The sequence below is a fragment of the Paenibacillus humicus NBRC 102415 genome (assembly GCF_004000905.1).
Classification (GTDB): Bacteria; Bacillota; Bacilli; order Paenibacillales; family Paenibacillaceae; genus Paenibacillus_O; species Paenibacillus_O humicus.
On the sequence record NZ_BIMD01000021.1, the window covers coordinates 15,142 to 32,659 of the forward strand.

The following is a 17,518-nucleotide window of genomic DNA, read 5'->3' on the forward strand; positions in this document are numbered from 1 at the left end:
GGTTCTATCGGGGCTTTTGCCGGCTGGTCGGGGAGAGGTCGTTTGCCGGTTGTAGAAGACCGGAACAGCTCGGGGAATTTATAAATAAAGATGAGAATCCATAAATAAAAATTCATCTTGATTTGCTTAGAAATTGTAAAGAATAGGGCAAGTTTTCCGATAAATCATTTCATCCGTTGCGGCTCCTATGAATAATACTTTATCAAATAATTGCGTTAATTGAATGAAGCGTCAGTGTGATGAAATTAACATTGAATAATTATAAGTGTAAAAAATTGAGAATTCTCCTTGAGGCGCGAATAAATTTATCGGCCGAAAGAAAATAATGCAAGTTGTTATTCTTACTATGTAATAGTATAATTCATTTATGCTATTCAACCATTAATGTGAGGGGCGTGTAAGGTTAGTGTACAAAAAGACAGGATTGACACTGGCAGCACTGATGATCGCAGGCAGCGTGCTTGCAGCATGCGGCGACGGCAACAATAACAGCAACTCCGGCAATACCGGCAACACCGGCGGAGATGCGGCCGGCAACACGGCAACGAACACCGCCGAAAATACCGGCGGCGAAGCAGCCGGCAACCTGGCCGCAGATCAAGTCTTCCGCATGAACCTCACTTCCGAGCCTCCTACTTTGGACCCGGCTCTGATGCAGGACAACGTGTCCGGCACGGTTGCAAACGGCCTGTTCGAAGGTCTGACGAAAGCCGATAAGAACGGCGAGATCGTTGGAGGCATGGCCGAGAAATGGGATGTTTCCGAAGACGGCAAAACGTACACGTTCCACATTCGCCAAGGCTCCAAATGGTCCTCCGGCAACCCGGTCACGGCTCATGACTTCGAGTTCTCCTGGAAACGCACGCTGGATCCGAAAGCGGCTACACCAGCTCCTTACGCTTACCAGCTTTACTACCTGGCCGGCGCTGAAGAGTACAACACGGGCAAAGGCAGCGTAGATGCCGTTGGCGTCAAGGCGATCGACGACAGCACGCTGGAAGTCAAGCTGAAAAACCCGACGACTTACTTCCTCAGCCTGCAGACGTTCTACACATACTTCCCTGTAGACAAAGTCGCAGCCGAGAAGGATCCGAACTGGGCCAACGAAGCGGCAACGTTCTCCAGCAACGGACCGTTCAAGCTCGCTGCCTGGAAGCACAACGATTCCGTTGAGCTCACTCCGAACGACGGCTACTACGGCAAAGCCGACGTGAAGCTGCAAAAAGTCCAGTTCTCCATGATCGCAGACTCCAACACCGAGTTCAACAGCTTCAATACGGGCAAGCTGGACTGGGCAGGAGCGCCGACCGGCACGATTCCGCTGCCGCAACTGGCCAAGCTGCGCAAAGAGAACAGCGACAAGCTGCAAATCAAAGACACGGCGAACACGTACTTCTATATCTTCAACCAGTCGAAGAAGCCGTTCAACAACGCCAAGGTCCGCAAAGCCCTCTCGATGGCGATCGACCGCCAGCTGCTGATCGACCGCGTCGTATCCGGCGGCCAAAAACCGGCCTTCGGCTTCGTACCGCCAAGCATCACGGGCGAATCGAAGAGCTTCCGCGAGGAAACGCAGGATGCTTACTTCAAGGAAGACGTCGCTCAAGCGAAAACGCTGCTTGCCGAAGGTCTGAAAGAAGAAGGCATGGCTTCCTTCCCTGCGACGACGCTGCTCTTCAACACCTCCGATGCGCATAAGCAAATCGCTGAAGCTGTAGTCGACATGTGGAAAACGAACCTCGGCATCGAAGTGAAGCCGGAAGTCCAAGAGTGGAAAGTCTTCCTGAAAAACCGTACCGCTCTTAACTACGACATCGCCCGCGCAGGCTGGGGCGCCGACTACAACGATGCCATGACGTTCCTCGACCTGTACGTAACGGGCGGCGGCAACAACGACATCGGCCACAAAAACCCAGAATACGACAAGCTGATCAAGGACGCTTATGCTTCCCCGGTTCAAGCGGATCGCGTGAAAATGATGGCGCAAGCCGAAAAAATCCTCATCGAGGACGAAATGGCTGTAATGCCGATCTACTACTACACGAGCTCCGAACTGGTTAATCCAAAAGTCAAAGACGTTATCATGGATTATGCCGGCAACATCAACTACAACAACGGTTACTTTGAGAAATAAGCCATACCGCTGAACAGCTGACAGAGAGAAGAAGGGATCGCGGCTGGAGCCGCCGTCCGGTGCTGGACACCGGACCGTCTCCGGCCGTCCCTTCTTTCTTTGCGGTTGGGCTGGGTAACGAAAAGAGGTGCTGGAATGTTTCGATTCATCGTTCGGAGGCTCATCAATATCGTCATCTCGCTCGTCGTGCTAGCGTCAGCGACGTTTTTCCTGATGAAAGCCGTTCCGGGCAACCCTTTCCTTAACGAAAAAAACTCGCAGGCCACCATTGATGCGATGATGAAATATTACGGTCTGGACAAGCCGTTGTGGCAGCAATACCTGACTTATATGAAAAACCTGTTCCAAGGTGAATTGGGCGAGTCGCTCAAGACGCCGGGGCGTTTTGTTACCGACATCATTTCCCAATCGTTCGGCAACTCCCTCAAGCTCGGCCTTGTCGCCGTTGTCGTCTCTGTCATCGTAGGCGTGGCGCTCGGCATGATCGCCGCGATGTACAACCGCAAGCTGATCGACAAGATTGCCGTGTTTGTCGCCATTCTCGGCATTTCCATTCCGAACTTCGTCGTCGGTTCCGTCATGCAGTATCTGCTTGGCGTCAAAGTCACCTGGTTCAACGTCGCCGGACTTGCAGGACCGATGGATTACGTATTGCCTACGATCGCGCTCTCCGCGCTGCCGATCGCTTTCATCACCCGCTTGACACGCTCTTCCATGCTTGAAGTGCTGACCGCAGATTACATCCGTACAGCCAAGGCCAAGGGGCTGTCTCCTATGCGCATTGTGCTGCGCCACGGATTGCGCAATGCGATTCTGCCGGTCGTCACCTATCTCGGCCCGATGAGCGCCAACGTCATCACCGGCTCCGTCGTCGTCGAGAAAATCTATGCCATCGCAGGCTTGGGCAAATTCTTCACGGACAGCATCGCGAACCGCGATTATCCGCTGATTATGGGCATCACGCTGTTTTACGCGGTCATTCTCATGGTGGCAAGGTTCCTGGCCGATATCGGCTACGCGCTGGTGGATCCGCGCATGAAGAAGAGCAAAGGAGGCTGATTCCAACATGGACAACACAACTGACCAACGCCGGCCTTTGCCGGATCCGAAAAAGTTCATTCCGCTGAAGAAGCGGGAGAACATCCAGCAGCAGATGGCGCCAAGCTACACGACCTGGAAGCTCGCGATGATGAAGCTGACTTCCAACAAGTTCGCCATGGCTGGCGGCGTCGTTCTGATTCTGCTCATTCTGATGGCCATCTTCGGCCCGATGATGACCAAATACGACTTCCGCACGACAAGCCTGCTCAATTCTTTCCTGCCTCCCGGAGCCGATCATTACTTCGGCACCGACGACCTCGGACGCGATATCTTCGCGCGGAGCTGGAAAGGCGCGCAAATCTCTCTGACCGTGGGCATCATCGCCGCGCTTGCCGATGTCATTCTCGGCATCATCATCGGCGGCATCATGGGCTTCTTCGGCGGCAAAGTCGATGAAGTGCTCAACAAGATCACCGAAATCCTTTATTCGATTCCTTACCTGCTCGTCGTTATCCTGCTCGGCGTCGTGCTGGGACAAGGCATGCTCACCATCATCATCGCCCTTAGCGCGACGGGATGGATCAACATGGCCTGGATCGTGCGAGGCCAGATCAAGCAGCTCAAAAATCAGGAATACGTCCTGGCGGCTCAAGCTGTCGGCTCCGGCGGATTCCGCATCCTTTTCAAGCATCTGATTCCGAATACGATGGGCCCTATCATCGTCACGATGACGCTGACCGTTCCGAGCGCGATTTTCGCCGAAGCTTTCCTGAGCTTCCTCGGTCTAGGCGTGCAATCCCCGGCTGCATCATGGGGAACGATGATCAACGATTCGATCGTAAGTTATCAGCTGTACCCTTGGACGCTTCTGTTCCCGGCCGGACTTCTCTGTATCGCCATGCTGGCTTTCAACATTTTCGGCGATGGCCTGCGCGATGCATTCGATCCGAAAACCAAGGTGGAATAGGAAGACCCGACTATCGAAAGCTCTGTCTCCGCTGCTGCTGAGACGGGCAGCCGGATGACTTCTATACCCCGACAAGATGAAGTTGAATGCTTGCTGTTCGGCGCAGCAGGCGGAATTTCCCCGGAAAAGCGACAGCGCTCGCCTTTGAAGACCGGATTCCAACCCTGTAAGGGGATGGACAATGAAGGAATCCGGGCTTCAACAGCGATTGAAAGGGACATCCGACCTGCGAAGCGCATCGATAGCGACATTCAACTTACTAGCTACCACCGACATGAGGAAGGTGAAACTCTTATGGAACCGATTCTTACAGTCGACGGCCTGCGCGTCTCTTTCCGCGTCCGCGGCGGCGAAGTGCAGGCCGTACGCGGCGTCTCCTTCTCGATGGACAAAGGAGAGGCGCTGGCAATCGTCGGCGAGTCCGGATCCGGCAAGAGCGTCACGGCCCAATCCATTATGCGTCTGATTCCTACGCCTCCGGGCGTTTTCAAGGACGGCTCGATCGTTTTCGAAGGCAGCGACCTGCTGAAGAAGACCGAGAAGCAAATGGAATCCGTACGCGGCCGCGATATCGGCATGATATTCCAGGATCCCATGACATCGCTCAATCCGACGATGACCATCGGCGGACAGATTATTGAAGTGCTGGTCCGCCATCAGAATATGTCCCGCGGCGACGCCGAGAAGCGCGCCGTCGAAATGCTGCGGATCGTCGGCATTCCGAATCCGGAAGCCCGCGTCAAGCAGTATCCGCATGAATTCTCCGGCGGCATGCGCCAGCGCGCGATGATCGCCATCGCGCTGAGCTGCGACCCTACGCTGCTCATCGCCGATGAGCCGACGACCGCTCTCGACGTCACGATTCAGGCTCAGATCCTTCAGGTCATGAAGGACATGCAGGAGAAGCTCGGCACGTCGATCATTCTTATCACCCATGACCTTGGCATCGTTGCCGACATGTGTGATAAAGTTATTGTTATGTATGCCGGACAGGTCGTGGAGCGAGGCAACAAGTTCGAAATCTTTAAAAACCCTCAGCATCCTTACACCCAAGGTCTTCTGAAGTCCTTGCCGCGCATGGATCAGAGAAAAGACGAGCCGCTGATCCCGATTGAAGGCACGCCTCCGGATATGGCCAACCCGCCTCACGGCTGTCCGTTCGCGGCCCGCTGCCCGCACGCGATGGAAGTATGCGTCGAAGTCGATCCGTATATGTTCACGCACAGCCCGACCCATGAATCCAAGTGCTGGCTTCACGCCAAGCCGGAGTAAGGAGGACGAACAGTATGAGCAACAGCAATCATGCGATGCTGGATGTAAACGACCTCAGCAAGTTCTTCGATGTCGGCAAGAACAAAACGCTGAAAGCCGTGAACGGACTGAATTTGTCCATCCGCAAGGGCGAAACGCTCGGCATGGTCGGCGAATCCGGCTGCGGCAAGTCGACGGCCGGACGCACGATCATGCGTCTGTACGAGCCGACCTCCGGATCGGTTAATTTCAACGGCGAGAACATCTACTCGATGAAGGGCGCCAAGCTCAAGGCTCTGCGCCGCGAGATGCAGATGGTGTTCCAGGATCCTTACGCCTCCCTCAACCCGCGCTGGACGGTCGAGAACATCATCGCCGAGCCGCTGGATGTGCACGGCCTGACGCCGAGCAAAAAGGAGCGCAAGCTGGCCGTCGAGAGGCTTCTCGACAAGGTCGGCCTGAATCCGTCCCATCTGACACGTTACCCGCATGAATTCTCCGGCGGCCAACGCCAGCGGATCGGCATCGCCCGCTCGCTCGCGGTGGATCCGAAGTTCATCGTGGCGGACGAGCCGATCTCGGCGCTCGACGTGTCCATCCAGGCTCAGGTCGTCAACCTTCTGCAAAACCTGCAGAAGACGGAGGGCCTGACCTATCTGTTCATCGCGCATGACCTGGCGATGGTCAAGCATATCAGCGACCGGATCGCGGTTATGTATCTCGGCAAGCTGGTGGAGATCGCGGAGAGCGACGATCTGTACGCCGACCCGCGCCATCCGTACACCCAGGCGCTGCTGTCGTCCATTCCGGTACCGGATCCGGACTTCGAGGCGACCAAGGAGCGCATCGTGCTTCGCGGCGATCTGCCGAGCCCGATCAGCCCTCCGAGCGGCTGCCCTTTCCGTACACGCTGCCCGGCAGCTACAGAGCGCTGCGCGGCCGAAGTGCCGGAGCTGCGCCAAGTCGGCCCGAACCCTGGCCATCTGGCTGCCTGCCATTATGCTTAATGCTTTTTTGATCGAGAACGAACCTCTGGTATCCTTTATGGACGCCGGAGGTTTTTTTATCGTTTGATTCGAAGAGCGAATACGGAATGTATGGGATTCAATCGCTTGCGGGAGGGAGTTCCCATGTGTTCGGATCGGTTGAATTCGGTTCCTTTATTCGGCAGCAGAGGAGGCAGGCCCCGACTGGAGCGTTTGTGGAATTCCCTGATTTCGATTTCAAAGAGGTGGATCTGTTCGTAGGTCATCAATGCTCTCTCCTTTGATAGGAATGATAGGGTGGTCGTTCCGGCTCTGTACTTCCTTATCTTAGGAGCTTGGAGTGACAACAGTCTGTCAGCAATGGAAACCGACAGGAACAAATGTTCCAATCAGGGGAGGCTTAATCAAGTAGGGCTTGAGAATCTGCGGGGATATTTTGCAGGAAACGTTCCGCTTGAGAAGAAGCCCTTGGCATTCAAGGAGTTCATGGGCATCGAAAAAAGTCCATAGGCATCATAAGATTCGGCGGGCATGCAAAAAGAGCCCCCGGCCGGTAAAAGGAGCCGTAAGAATACAAGAAAAGCCCTTCGGCAGAAGTCCGCTCGAAGGGCTCAAGGTTAATGTTCGTTATTCGCTTTTCATCTTGCGGCGGAGTTCGGCGAGCTGCTCGTCAATGACGGAGGCGCGGCCGGAATCCGGGGCTGGCGCAGACGGCTCATAGGAAGAAGCTGCTGTGCCGGAGCCGGGCTTGTAGTCTCTGGAGAGGCCGAGCTGAGCTTCCCATTGAAGAATTTTCTCCTCGATCCGGTCGAATCCGCGTGAAGCGATTCCCGGCTCGAAGCCATGAGAGAAGCTCGGCGCCTTGCGCTCTGCGGCAGCTTCCGCTTTTTGCAGGCGCTCGCTCAGATCGGAGCGCTTCTGGACAAGGCGGGCGAGCTCTTCCTGGGCGCCTTCGAGGCGGATATCGAGCTCGGCAGAAGCATGCTTGGCTTGATCGTACAGGCGGCCGTATTCAGCCGCCTGCTCCGAATAACGGAGTTTGGTTTCGAGGGCAAGGCGCGCTTCCGACTCGCGGCCTTCGGCCAATGCCTCTTCGGCTTTGAGCTGGTTGTGCTGCGACAGCTGCTCGCATTCATCGAGGCGCTGCTTGTAAGCGCGGGAGGCGGATTGCTGGCGGCTGAGCTCGCTTTTCATGCCGTCGATTTCCTCTTCCATATTGCGGATATACTGATTCATCATCAAAACGGGATTTTCAAGCTTGCTGATGACTTCGTTGGCGGTAGCTTTGGTCAGGTTCATGATCCGGTCGAATACGCTCATGGGATGCACTCCTTTATATTGGGTATGGCGGGCTTTATTCGTGCGGCAGTCGTCTCGGCTTAGCGGTAGGTGTAGGAATCCGGGGGAGGCGGTGCCGCGAAGCCGGACTCCTTGGGAAGGATGACAGCGGCGGCGGCATAGATCAGGAGGGCCGTACCGCAGCTGAATACGGCTGCGGCGATGAAGCCGATCCGGAGCAATCCGGGATCAATGCCGTATGTGCGGCCGATTCCTCCGCATACCCCCGCAAGCTTGCGATCTGTGCGCGAACGATACAAGGTTCTCATACTCATGCATTCTCCTCTTGGCGCGGCGCCCTGCGGCGCTGCTTGATGTCCTTATTGTACCTCCTTGCCGGAAACGGCGACACGGACTCCCGAATGTAATTGCACCTGGACCCGAGACCGGGCTTGCCTCCGCCCCCGGCATGTGAGCGCCGCCTAGTGGATGTGCGATGAATGAAATGGCCGGCGGCTTCACAAGCTAACATCGCTTCACATTTCGATATCCGGGAGGTCCACTCATGGGCAAGAACAAAGCATCCAAAGCAGAGGTCCAATCCACGAAGCTGAACACTTTTGCTGAAAATGACACCGAGTTTTCCAATGAGCTCACTTCGGATGCCAAAGCGGCTTTCAGCGGCAAAGCGACCAAAGCAAACCGTAAAAAAAGCTAAGCAAAAATCCCCCGCTGGATGCGGGGGACTGTACATAGAACGAGTCGGCCGGTAAGGCGGCAAATCCGGAAAAGCGGCTTGAATGCTTTTACCGCCGCAGCCTGGAAAGCTAGTTCAAGAGTGTTTGCGGCTGAACCAGCTTGTGAAGCCTACTTGCTTTTAAACGCTTTGGCAGCGGCTGCCCGGGAAGCAAGCACCCCGGCCGCGGCTGGCTTCTCCGCAGCCCGCGCAGCAGGCTTGGATGCGGCTGAAGGGACTTGCTTCTCCACCGCGCCCGAAGGCTGGCCGGAGGAAACCGGAGAAGACTGGAAGGCAGCCAGCAAAAACCGGGAGACGTCGATTTTGCGGCCGCGGTAGGTGGCGGGAGAGCTGACCAGCAGCTCTTCCTTGGCCCGCGTGATCGCCACGTAAGCAAGCCGGCGCTCTTCCTCAAGCGCGGCTTCCTTGCGGGCTGCCGGATCGGAATCGGCGCCGCCGGCCAGCTTGTCCGCCTCCAGCGCAAGGCTGTGCGGCAGGATGCCTTCCGAAGCCCCGATGATGGCGACGGCGGGGAATTCAAGGCCCTTCGATTTGTGGATCGTCATGAGCTTGACGGCATCCTTGGCCGCATCGGGCGGCAAGGACTTCATCTGCGCATGGCGCTCCGCCATTTTCGAGACGAAGGTAAGGAATGACGGGACGTCGGCAAATCGCGCGGCGGAGGACTCCAGCTCGTCCAGCGATTCGCGAAGCGTCTCCTTATGCGCTGTCGCCCCCGCTGCGATTGAGCCTGCGGAAGAGGCTCCAGCCTGCTCCGCATCGAGGTAGGCGTCGTAAAACTCCTTGCGCATGCGCCGCACGGCATCGGCCGGCTTGAGCGCCTTGAGTCCTTTGACGAACGTAATGCGGGCTTGGATCTGCTCCTTCTGGAAATCCTTAAGCCCTTCCATCGTGAGCAGATGGATGAGCGGGCCTTTCTTGGGACGGGGATCGTCCTTGGCTCGGATGTGGGCCATGCCCTTATGCCGGTTGACATACATGGAAGGCAGGACGCCTTCCATAGCGGTGAAATCGCGCCGCTTGACCGACAGCCTCATATAGTCCACGAGCGGCTTGACGGCGGACTGGTCGTAGAACAGGTCCCCGGTATCCTGGATCTGGAACGGGATCTCCGAGAGGACGAGCTGCTCGAACATGGCGCGGCTGTTGCTTGCGGTACGGTACAGGATGGCGAAATCGCCATAGGCCCGCGCGCCTTCCTCTACCCGTTCCCGGATATGGGCGGTCACGGCGAGCGCTTCCTGATCGGTCGTGAAAGGACGGATGTACAGCGGCACGTCCCGGCTTGTGGCCACGGCCTTCAGCGTCTTCGGAAAGCGGGCCTTGTTATGCTTGATCACTTCGTTGCCGAGGCCGACGATGCTGGCCGTGGAGCGGTAATTGGTGTCCAGCGTAATCATTTTGGCCTGGGGAAAAGCATCCTTGAAGCCGAGAATATATTCGCTGCGCGCTCCGTTGAAGCCGTAAATGGTCTGGTCGTCGTCGCCGACGGCCATCAGATTGCCGTGGCCGCCGGCGAGCATGCGGATGAGCTCGTACTGCAGCAGGCTCGTATCCTGGAACTCGTCGATCATGATATAGCGGAAGCGCCGCTGAAGCGTCGCGAGCAGCCCGGGCTGCTCCCTTAGAAGTCGATGGGACCAGAGCAGGATGTCGTCGAAATCCATCCGCTGCTCGCGTTCCTTCCATTCCTCGAAGCGAAGCAGCAGCCGCTTGAGCTCCCGGTCCGCCTGCGTCCTGTCCGGCAGCTCCTCGAGCGGAACGAGGCTCAGCTTGGCTTCGGACAGAGCGGCGAGCGCAGTCTCCGGCTCGATCCGGTCGCCGAGGCCGAGCTCGCGGATCATGCCCTTGAGCACGATCATCGGATAGGGTCCGCTGCCGAGTATCTCCTGGCGGTAACCGCGGCTGCGGAGGAGCTGCAGGAAGAAGGAGTGGAACGTGCGGGCCGTCACTTGGGAGGCCGCGCCGGGCGGCATGCCGGGCAGAGCGGCGATGCGCTCCTTCATCTCGGCCGCGGCCTTGACCGAGAAGGTGACGAGCAGGATCGAGCGCGGGTCGGCGCCGCGCACGGCGACCAGATAGCCGGTTCTGCCGGCGAGCACGCTCGTCTTGCCGGAGCCGGCGCCCGCCAGCGTCAGCAGCGGGCCGTCGCCGTGGCGGACCGCCTCGATCTGCGGGCCGTTCAGGCTCAGGCCGCGGCTCTCGAGCGCGCGGAAGAAGCCGCTGTCGGCATCGCTGTCCGGCACGAGCCGGGGACTTCCTCCCGCGGAGGCGAGAGTGGCGTAGGGGAGCGAGCGTCCGGTTGCTCCGAGCGGCTTTTTGTAGGGAATGGGTAGATTCGCGTTCATAGATGATGTCGTCTCCAATGTATGCCTTCCCTCAGGGGGAGAATGCTTGTTCGTCGTCCTATCAGGATAACGGATTTTGGGAGCCGGGACAAACGGGAATATGCGGAATGGTTGCAATCCGACTCTGGCCGTTATATCATTGATCCATCAACCATTGATCCATCAAACGATGGAAGGAGGTTCTTGCCATTCCGAATTGCCGAACCGAAGATCTGTTGTGTCTGCTCCTTCATCTGAACAAGCATATCGCGACCCGGTTCGAGCGCTGCGCCGGCATCAGCCCGAATCGGCTCGAGCTGCTCTTCAAGCTGGCCGGCGGTCAGATCAGCCAGGCGGAGCTGCAGAAGGCGGTCTCGATCGATCCCGCCGCGGTCACCCGGCATGTCCAGCAGCTGGAAGCGGAAGGACTCGTCACCCGTACCCGATGCGAGAGCGACAACCGTCTGACGCTCGTTCAGCTGACGGAAGAGGGCCACAGCCGTCTGCGCTCCCACCAGGAACAGAAGGACCGCTTCATGGAAGAGCTGCAGTCCGGTCTCCGCGAGGAGGAGCGGCTTGAGCTTGTCCGGATGCTGCAGCAGCTCGGCGACAAGGTGCAGCAGGTGGAAACGGCGCTGAGCCGTTCCGGAAATGCCGGTACATCCTGATTTTTTTAGAATGAAGCATGGCTTGGAAAGCGACCCGGGCTTCCGGGAAGAAGACGGATGGATAGAGATAAAAATACAGAAGATAAGACAAGGGAGAGATAAATCATGACTGTATCTACAAAATCGAACGACTACAAAAAAATCATTTCCGAACGCCGCTCTGTGCGGGTATACGATCCGGCCGTCAAAATCAGCCGCGAGGAAATGACCGAGATTCTGGCGGAAGCGACCCTGGCTCCATCTTCCGTCAACCTGCAGCCGTGGAGATTCCTCGTCGTTGAAAGCGAGGAGGCGAAAGCGGCTCTGGCCGAGATCGCGCCGAACAATGCTACGCAGGTCAACACTTCGTCTGCTGTCATTGCCGTTTTCGCCGACATGAAAGCTTTCGATTATGCCGATGAAATCATGGGCGGAGCGGTTGAGCGAGGCTTCCTGCCGCAGGAAGTGAAGGACCAGATGATGGCCAACTACACTCGCCTGTTCGCTTCGATTCCGGCCCAGGCTTTCCGCGAGATGATTCTGGTGGACAGCGGCCTTGTATCGATGCAGCTCATGCTTGCAGCCCGCGCCCGCGGTTATGACACGAACCCGATCGGGGGCTACGACAAGAGCCGCATCGCCGACGTGTTCGGCATGGAGAAGGACCGCTATGTTCCGGTCATGCTGATCTCGGTCGGCGTCGCGGCCAAGGAAGCCCGGCTGACGACCCGCTTGGCTGTGGACCGCGTAGCGGAGTGGAAGTAAGCGCAGCAGGACGAGGCTGCAGGCTGAGTGAAGCTATAGCGGAGCGGAATACGCGTAGAAAGACAAGGCTATGATTGCCCGGATGGAACGGCATCAGGCCACGAGAGCGAGGAAACCGACATGATTATCATCCATGCAGGCATCAAGGTGAAAAGCGAGGCGGAGAGCGAGTTCCTAAGCGCCGCCGAGGCGCTGGTGGAAGCTTCCCGAGCCGAAGCCGGCAATGTTTCGTACAGCCTGCTCAAGAACACGGAGCAGGAGCATTCGTACACGATGGTCGAGCTTTGGCAGGATGCGGAGGCTGTCGCGGCCCATAATGCCAGCGGGCATTTTCAGTCGTTTGTGAAGTCTGCTCAGGCTTATATGGCGGCTCCGCTGGACGTGCGCGCTTTTGCGGGAGAAGCTGTTCAGAAATAATGGAGCTTCGGGGAATAATGGAGTTTCAATAATGGAGGTCCGGGGAATAACAGAGTTCCAGGGAATAACAGAGTTCCAGGGAAAAACAGAGTTCCATGAAATAATAGAGTTCCATGAAATAACAGAGTTCCAGGGAAAACTGCTTCCCGATATATGTCAGGGCCAGCCCATTCGGCTGGTCTTTTTGTCTATTTACCGGGGAAGAGGAAGCGTTCAGGAAGGTTTGATCTTAGTCGTTCTTTACCAATCGAATTGCCGCCATTGTGATAACATGATCCTGAATCGTCTGATCGCGGGAGGGAAGCAGAACATGGAGACTGGTATCGGAATTCGCCCTATGACAGGGGAGGACATCGAGCTCATCTATGAAGGGTTGACCGGCCACGACGTCGGCAAGCCTCTTGATTACATCGAGCGCTGCTGGGAAGAGAACCAAAAGGGAGAAAGAGCAACATTCCTGGCCTTTCTGGAAAAGGAATTCGCAGGATGGGGACATGTGGTATTCAAGTCGGATTATCCGTACTTTGCCGAGAACCGAATCCCTGAAATTCAGAACTTCGACGTCATCCCGCCGTTCAGAAGACAGGGAGTCGGAAGCCGGCTGATCGAAGCGCTGGAGGAGCGGGTTTTTGCAAAATCGGATCTAGTCGGCATCGGATTCGGCTTGTATGCGGATTATGGCAGCGCACAGAGACTGTACGTCAAACGGGGATATATCCCGGACGGAAAAGGAGTCATGTACGGCAACCGTCCCGTCGAGCCCGGCGGCCAGGTGCGCGTGGATGACGATCTGGTGCTCTATTTGACGAAATCCAAATGAACGGGATTGAATGCAGGCCGCCAGCCGGGTATGCTAACAGAATAAGATCGGAAGAGAGGCTGTGAAGAGGCGATTATGGCGGTATTGATCAACGAGCAAATCAAAGCATTCGAGGTGATGCTGACAGGACTGAACGGAGAGAAGATCGGCGTCGTCAGCCGGGAGGAAGCGCTGGCGCTGGCGAAGGCGGCCGGAGCGGATCTCGTCTGCACCTCGCTGATGAGCAGCCCGCCGCCTTGCAGCCTGACACCGAAAGGGAAGGGCAAGGACAAGGCTCGCCAAGATGCCAAGACGGCCGGGAAGGGCGCGCCAAGCCATGGCGGCAAGAGCGGAAAGAGCGGCGAAAAGGTCAAGGAGCTTCGCTTCACCGCGCATATCGAGGAGCATGATTACGACACGAAGCTGCGGCAGGCGGACAAGCTGCTGCGGGGAGGCAGTGCCGTCCAGATTGTCGTCAAGGCGTCCGGAGCCAAGGAAGGCGCCGCCGCCAAAGCGGTGCTGGAGCGGCTGCTGGACGATCTGAAGGAAGCCGGCCGCAAGGAAAGCGGCATCCAGACGAGCGGCAAAGGCTCGCAGGTGAAGGTGAATCCGCTCTAGGCTGCAGGTGCTGAGCTGCCTCCGCGATATCGTTGAGGAAATAGCCGGGGATTGACGGCTTGCCGGTGCCCGAGGATGCGCGCATTATGGGTGGCGTTCAGGTGCGGGTCTCAAGTCGAGGATGCGCAATTAAGGATGCCGTTCAGATGCCGAACCTCAAGTCGAGGATTCGCAACAATTAAGGATGCTGTGCAGGTGTGGACTCAAGTTGAAGGTGCGCTTGTTCCTTGCCGGGGTTCGGATTGTTTTCAGGCAAAGGAAACCGGATCGGACATACGATCCGTTATTTTGCGATAAAAGGCCATTATTGAAGCGGATCGGACATACGATCCGCTATTTGTTCGTTCTTATTGGAATACCGATTTAGATGGATGGAATAACGGATCGTATGTCCGATAAAGGCACGAAAACGAAGAAAAAGCCTAAATAGCGGAACGTATGTCCGATACAACCACCGAACAAGACCAAAACGGGGATGGGTCGCTTGCAATTGGGCAACCCCGTTATTTTGAAACCCTCTCAGGTAAAGGTACCAGCCTGGTTCAAGCTCAAGCGGGAAGTGGAAGTGTCGGGCTGCCCAAGCGGCCGAGCAGAAATATCAACGGTCACAAGCTCAAGCGGCGATGTAAAAGTATCTAGTCGGTCACAAGCTCAAGCGGCGAGTAGAAGTATCTAGCCCGGTTTCAGGCTCAAGCGGCGATGTAGAAGTCTCTAGTCGGTCACAAGCTCAAGCGGAGATGTAGGAGCATCTAGTCGGTCACAAGCTCAAGCGACGATTGGAAGTATCTAGCCCGGTTTCAGGTTCAAGCGCCGATGCCAAAAAAGGCCAGGAAACTAGCGCTGCGATTCCGGAAGCGGCGGCCTCCATTATCCCAGCGCAAGATTATTGGCGCAGTTGGGTGCAACCAAGGTTTCATTGGGGTTTCATTGGGGTTTCATTGGGGTTTCATACGTGTTCCCGCGTAGGGCTCGCTTGGGATGGACCGGAGCGAATCTCAGGCATGCGAGAACCGCAGCCGGTAGCTGCGCGGCGAGATGCCCTCGTACTTGGCGAAGCAGGAGGCGAAGTAGGCCGCCTGGTTGAAGCCGACCTCTTCCGCGACGCGGGAGACCGGATAGTCGGTGCGCAGAAGCAGCAGCTTGGCCTGTCCGATCCGATAGCGGAGCAGGTACTCCTTCGGCGAGCAGCCGAACTCCTTTTGCATGCAGCGGGCGATATAGACGGAGTGGAAATTGAGGCTGTCGGCCATCTCGCGGGCGCTGATCTCCTCGGCGTAATGCTGGCGCAGATAGGCGGCCGCCTGTGTGGCGCAAGCGGCCGAAGGCGAGGTGGAGCGGGCGTCGATGGCCGCCGACAGCTGCTGGAGCAGCTCCTGGAAGAGGATCTGCTGGCGCCAGAGAGCGCCGCCCATATGGCCGCTCTGCGTGATGGCCGTCAGCTGCTCCAGCAGCTCGAACGCCTGCTCCGGCTGCAGCAGCACCGAATGCTGCGGAACCTGGACGGAGAAGGGCGGCGCGGTCATCTTCCAGGCCGCGCTGGCGGAGGAATCGGCCGTATCCCGCTGGCTCTGGTAGAGCGGCAGCCGCTCGTCGGTCGCCGTCCAATGGCCCTGATGGCCGAAGTGCATCCAGTAATACTCGGTCGTCTCCGTGCATGGGGAAGTGCCGAAGTGATGGGCGTCAGGACGAAGGATGAGCGCTTCTCCCGCGCCGAGGGCATAACGGCGGTCTTCTTCTCCGATGTGCAGCGTCCCTTGCCTGACGGCGAGCAGATCGAACACGCCGATGTTGCGGCGATCGACATGGACCAGTCCCGGCCCATGCGTTTCATGGCCGCTGCTGATATAGAAGGGGAGCGGCGGAAGAGCGAACTGAAGCAGATTCATGGGCTACTCTATCCTTTGCTTGGAATGAAAATGAAGTTGGAATTTTGAAAGTTAAGGTTGCATCCTTGATACCTCAGAGCGAGTATAGCACTTATAATTTGGTTTGACTAATGAGCTCCATACTCACTTGTAATCCGCATCATCCTTAATAAGTTAGGTTGTTAGGCGGCTTGGGCGAAGTAAGGGCTTTCATCAGCCCGGTGCGGGCGATCCGTACCAGGTTATCCAGGGTGGAGGTTGCATAAATGAAAAATCGTAATTATTCCCTGTGGGCGCTCTCGTGGCCGATCTTCATCGAGCTGTTCCTGCAGTTTCTTCTTGGGGCCGCCGATACGCTGATGGTCAGCAAAGTGTCCGATGACGCCGTAGCGGTCGTCGGCTTCTCCAATCAGCTGTTCAATGCGATGACGGTTCTCTTCACGGTCATCGCCAGCGGCGCAGGCATCCTGATCGCGCAAAAGCTGGGCGCAAGGAAAGAGGAAGAGGCCCGGACGATTTCCATTATCGCCCTCAAGGCGACGGTCCTCATCGGCGCGGCGCTGAGCGCGGTGCTGATCCTGTTCCCGGCGCCGATCGCCCGGGTGCTGCAGATGCCCGAGGAGCTGGTGCCGATGGCGGTCCGCTACATCTCCATCGTCGGCGGCGGCATGATCCTGATCGCCGTCATGAGCACGCTGAGCACGGCGATCCGCAACACCGGCAACACGCGGGGACCGATGTACACGGCCGTCGGCATGAATGTCATCCACATCATCTTGAACTACGGCTTCATCTTCGGCGCCTTCGGCCTGCCGCAGTGGGGACTGACGGGAGTCGCCGTCAGCACGCTGGTCAGCCGCCTGCTCGCCTCGGCGCTGCTCTTCTACATGTTCCTGTTCGCCTTCGAGCGCCGCATCTGGTGGGGCGACATCAAGATCTGGAGCCGCGGACTGTTCTCCGAGGTCATGAAGATCGGCTGGCCGCTCGGCGTATACTCGGCCAACTGGGTGTTCTCCCAGCTCGTCATCTTCACGTTCATCGGCTCGCTCGGAGCCAAGGAGCTGTCGGCGCGCACGTATATGAACACGCTGGAATCGTTCTGCTTCCTGATCGGGTTCTCGATCGCGCTTGCTACGCAGATTCGGGTCGCCCACTTGTTCGGAGGGGGACGCATGCGGGAGGCGTACAAGGGCGCCTATACCGGCCTCTGGATCGGCCAGCTGGTCGTCATCGGCAACGCGCTGCTCGTGTTCCTGTTCGGCAGGCAGATGCTGGGGCTGTTCACCTCGGACAGCGAGATACTGGCCATCTGCGCTTCCCTGCTCGGTCTCAACCTGCTGCTGCAGCCGGGCAAGATGCTCAACATGACGATAGCCGACTCCCTCAACGCGGTCGGAGATACCCGCTTCACGATGGTCATCTCGACAGTCAGCATGTGGGGCGTATCGGTAGCCGTCGCCTACTACTTCAGCATCCATCTCGGCTGGGGGCTGGTCGCGATCTACGCCTGCATGATCGCGGACGAATACTTGCGCGGCTTCGTCTGCTGGCTGCGCTGGCGCAGCCGCAAGTGGGCTACGCGCGGCGCGGCCCAGGAAGTGCCGACTGTCGCGAGCGGCACCGCTGCGGAGATGTGAGCCTGCCGCAATCGACAGCACCAAAAAGG

Annotated in this window: 16 protein-coding genes; 12 read left to right on the forward strand and 4 right to left on the reverse strand. The window is 57.5% G+C overall.

The genetic code is table 11. The annotated features are described in order from the left end of the window. Window positions 1-406 precede the first annotated feature (406 nt). The 5 genes from PHU01S_RS14010 (at window position 407) to PHU01S_RS14030 (ending at window position 6,400) form a co-directional block, all read left to right on the forward strand. Window positions 407-2,134: a peptide ABC transporter substrate-binding protein gene (locus PHU01S_RS14010; protein WP_307721804.1), complete on the forward strand. Its 1,728-nt coding sequence runs from the start codon at window positions 407-409 to the stop codon at window positions 2,132-2,134. Between the two features lie 135 nt (window positions 2,135-2,269). After that, complete coding sequence (locus PHU01S_RS14015) at window positions 2,270-3,193, forward strand: ABC transporter permease (RefSeq protein ID WP_048747123.1); 924 nt, start codon at window positions 2,270-2,272, stop codon at window positions 3,191-3,193. A gap of 7 nt (window positions 3,194-3,200) precedes the next feature. Then, entirely contained in the window at window positions 3,201-4,142 is a 942-nt protein-coding gene (locus tag PHU01S_RS14020) for an ABC transporter permease (RefSeq protein ID WP_021879047.1), read from the forward strand. A gap of 294 nt (window positions 4,143-4,436) precedes the next feature. After that, window positions 4,437-5,414 (forward strand): ABC transporter ATP-binding protein, encoded by a 978-nt coding sequence (locus tag PHU01S_RS14025; protein ID WP_048747125.1) that lies wholly within the window; start codon window positions 4,437-4,439, stop codon window positions 5,412-5,414. Window positions 5,415-5,428: 14 nt separating this feature from the next. After that, a complete protein-coding gene (locus PHU01S_RS14030; RefSeq protein ID WP_048747126.1) occupies window positions 5,429-6,400 on the forward strand; it encodes an ABC transporter ATP-binding protein in 972 nt (323 codons plus the stop codon). Window positions 6,401-7,006: 606 nt separating this feature from the next. Here the strand turns inward: PHU01S_RS14030 and PHU01S_RS14035 are convergent. After that, window positions 7,007-7,699, reverse strand: coding sequence for a PspA/IM30 family protein (locus tag PHU01S_RS14035; protein WP_049868807.1), 693 nt, complete (start codon window positions 7,697-7,699; stop codon window positions 7,007-7,009). Between the two features lie 59 nt (window positions 7,700-7,758). Then, complete coding sequence (locus tag PHU01S_RS14040; protein WP_232313100.1) at window positions 7,759-7,992, reverse strand: PspC domain-containing protein; 234 nt, start codon at window positions 7,990-7,992, stop codon at window positions 7,759-7,761. Between the two features lie 230 nt (window positions 7,993-8,222). Between PHU01S_RS14040 and PHU01S_RS25795 the strand changes: the two genes are divergently transcribed. Next, a complete protein-coding gene (locus tag PHU01S_RS25795) occupies window positions 8,223-8,375 on the forward strand; it encodes a hypothetical protein (RefSeq protein WP_021879041.1) in 153 nt (50 codons plus the stop codon). Between the two features lie 149 nt (window positions 8,376-8,524). Here PHU01S_RS25795 and PHU01S_RS14045 read toward each other — a convergent pair whose 3' ends face one another. Continuing rightward, window positions 8,525-10,762: an ATP-dependent helicase gene (locus PHU01S_RS14045; RefSeq protein ID WP_049868808.1), complete on the reverse strand. Its 2,238-nt coding sequence runs from the start codon at window positions 10,760-10,762 to the stop codon at window positions 8,525-8,527. A gap of 215 nt (window positions 10,763-10,977) precedes the next feature. On the opposite strand from PHU01S_RS14045, the gene PHU01S_RS14050 reads away from it, so the two are divergent. The 5 genes from PHU01S_RS14050 (at window position 10,978) to infC (ending at window position 13,987) form a co-directional block, all read left to right on the forward strand. Beyond that, entirely contained in the window at window positions 10,978-11,409 is a 432-nt protein-coding gene (locus PHU01S_RS14050) for a MarR family winged helix-turn-helix transcriptional regulator (protein ID WP_232316998.1), read from the forward strand. Between the two features lie 105 nt (window positions 11,410-11,514). After that, window positions 11,515-12,153, forward strand: a complete 639-nt coding sequence (locus PHU01S_RS14055) for a nitroreductase family protein (protein WP_048746836.1) — start codon at window positions 11,515-11,517, stop codon at window positions 12,151-12,153. A gap of 120 nt (window positions 12,154-12,273) precedes the next feature. Continuing rightward, complete coding sequence (locus PHU01S_RS14060; protein WP_049868810.1) at window positions 12,274-12,570, forward strand: putative quinol monooxygenase; 297 nt, start codon at window positions 12,274-12,276, stop codon at window positions 12,568-12,570. Beyond that, a complete protein-coding gene (locus PHU01S_RS26685; protein WP_246029230.1) occupies window positions 12,545-13,390 on the forward strand; it encodes a GNAT family N-acetyltransferase in 846 nt (281 codons plus the stop codon). Before PHU01S_RS14060 ends, PHU01S_RS26685 begins: the two co-directional genes overlap by 26 nt. A gap of 75 nt (window positions 13,391-13,465) precedes the next feature. Then, the gene (gene infC, locus PHU01S_RS14070; RefSeq protein WP_127508074.1) at window positions 13,466-13,987 is read left to right on the forward strand and encodes a translation initiation factor IF-3; all 522 of its coding nucleotides are present in this window, start codon (window positions 13,466-13,468) and stop codon (window positions 13,985-13,987) included. A gap of 995 nt (window positions 13,988-14,982) precedes the next feature. Here the strand turns inward: infC and PHU01S_RS14075 are convergent. After that, the gene (locus tag PHU01S_RS14075) at window positions 14,983-15,873 is read right to left on the reverse strand and encodes a helix-turn-helix transcriptional regulator (protein ID WP_021881908.1); all 891 of its coding nucleotides are present in this window, start codon (window positions 15,871-15,873) and stop codon (window positions 14,983-14,985) included. A gap of 245 nt (window positions 15,874-16,118) precedes the next feature. On the opposite strand from PHU01S_RS14075, the gene PHU01S_RS14080 reads away from it, so the two are divergent. Beyond that, the gene (locus PHU01S_RS14080; protein ID WP_021881909.1) at window positions 16,119-17,489 is read left to right on the forward strand and encodes an MATE family efflux transporter; all 1,371 of its coding nucleotides are present in this window, start codon (window positions 16,119-16,121) and stop codon (window positions 17,487-17,489) included. Window positions 17,490-17,518 lie beyond the last annotated feature (29 nt).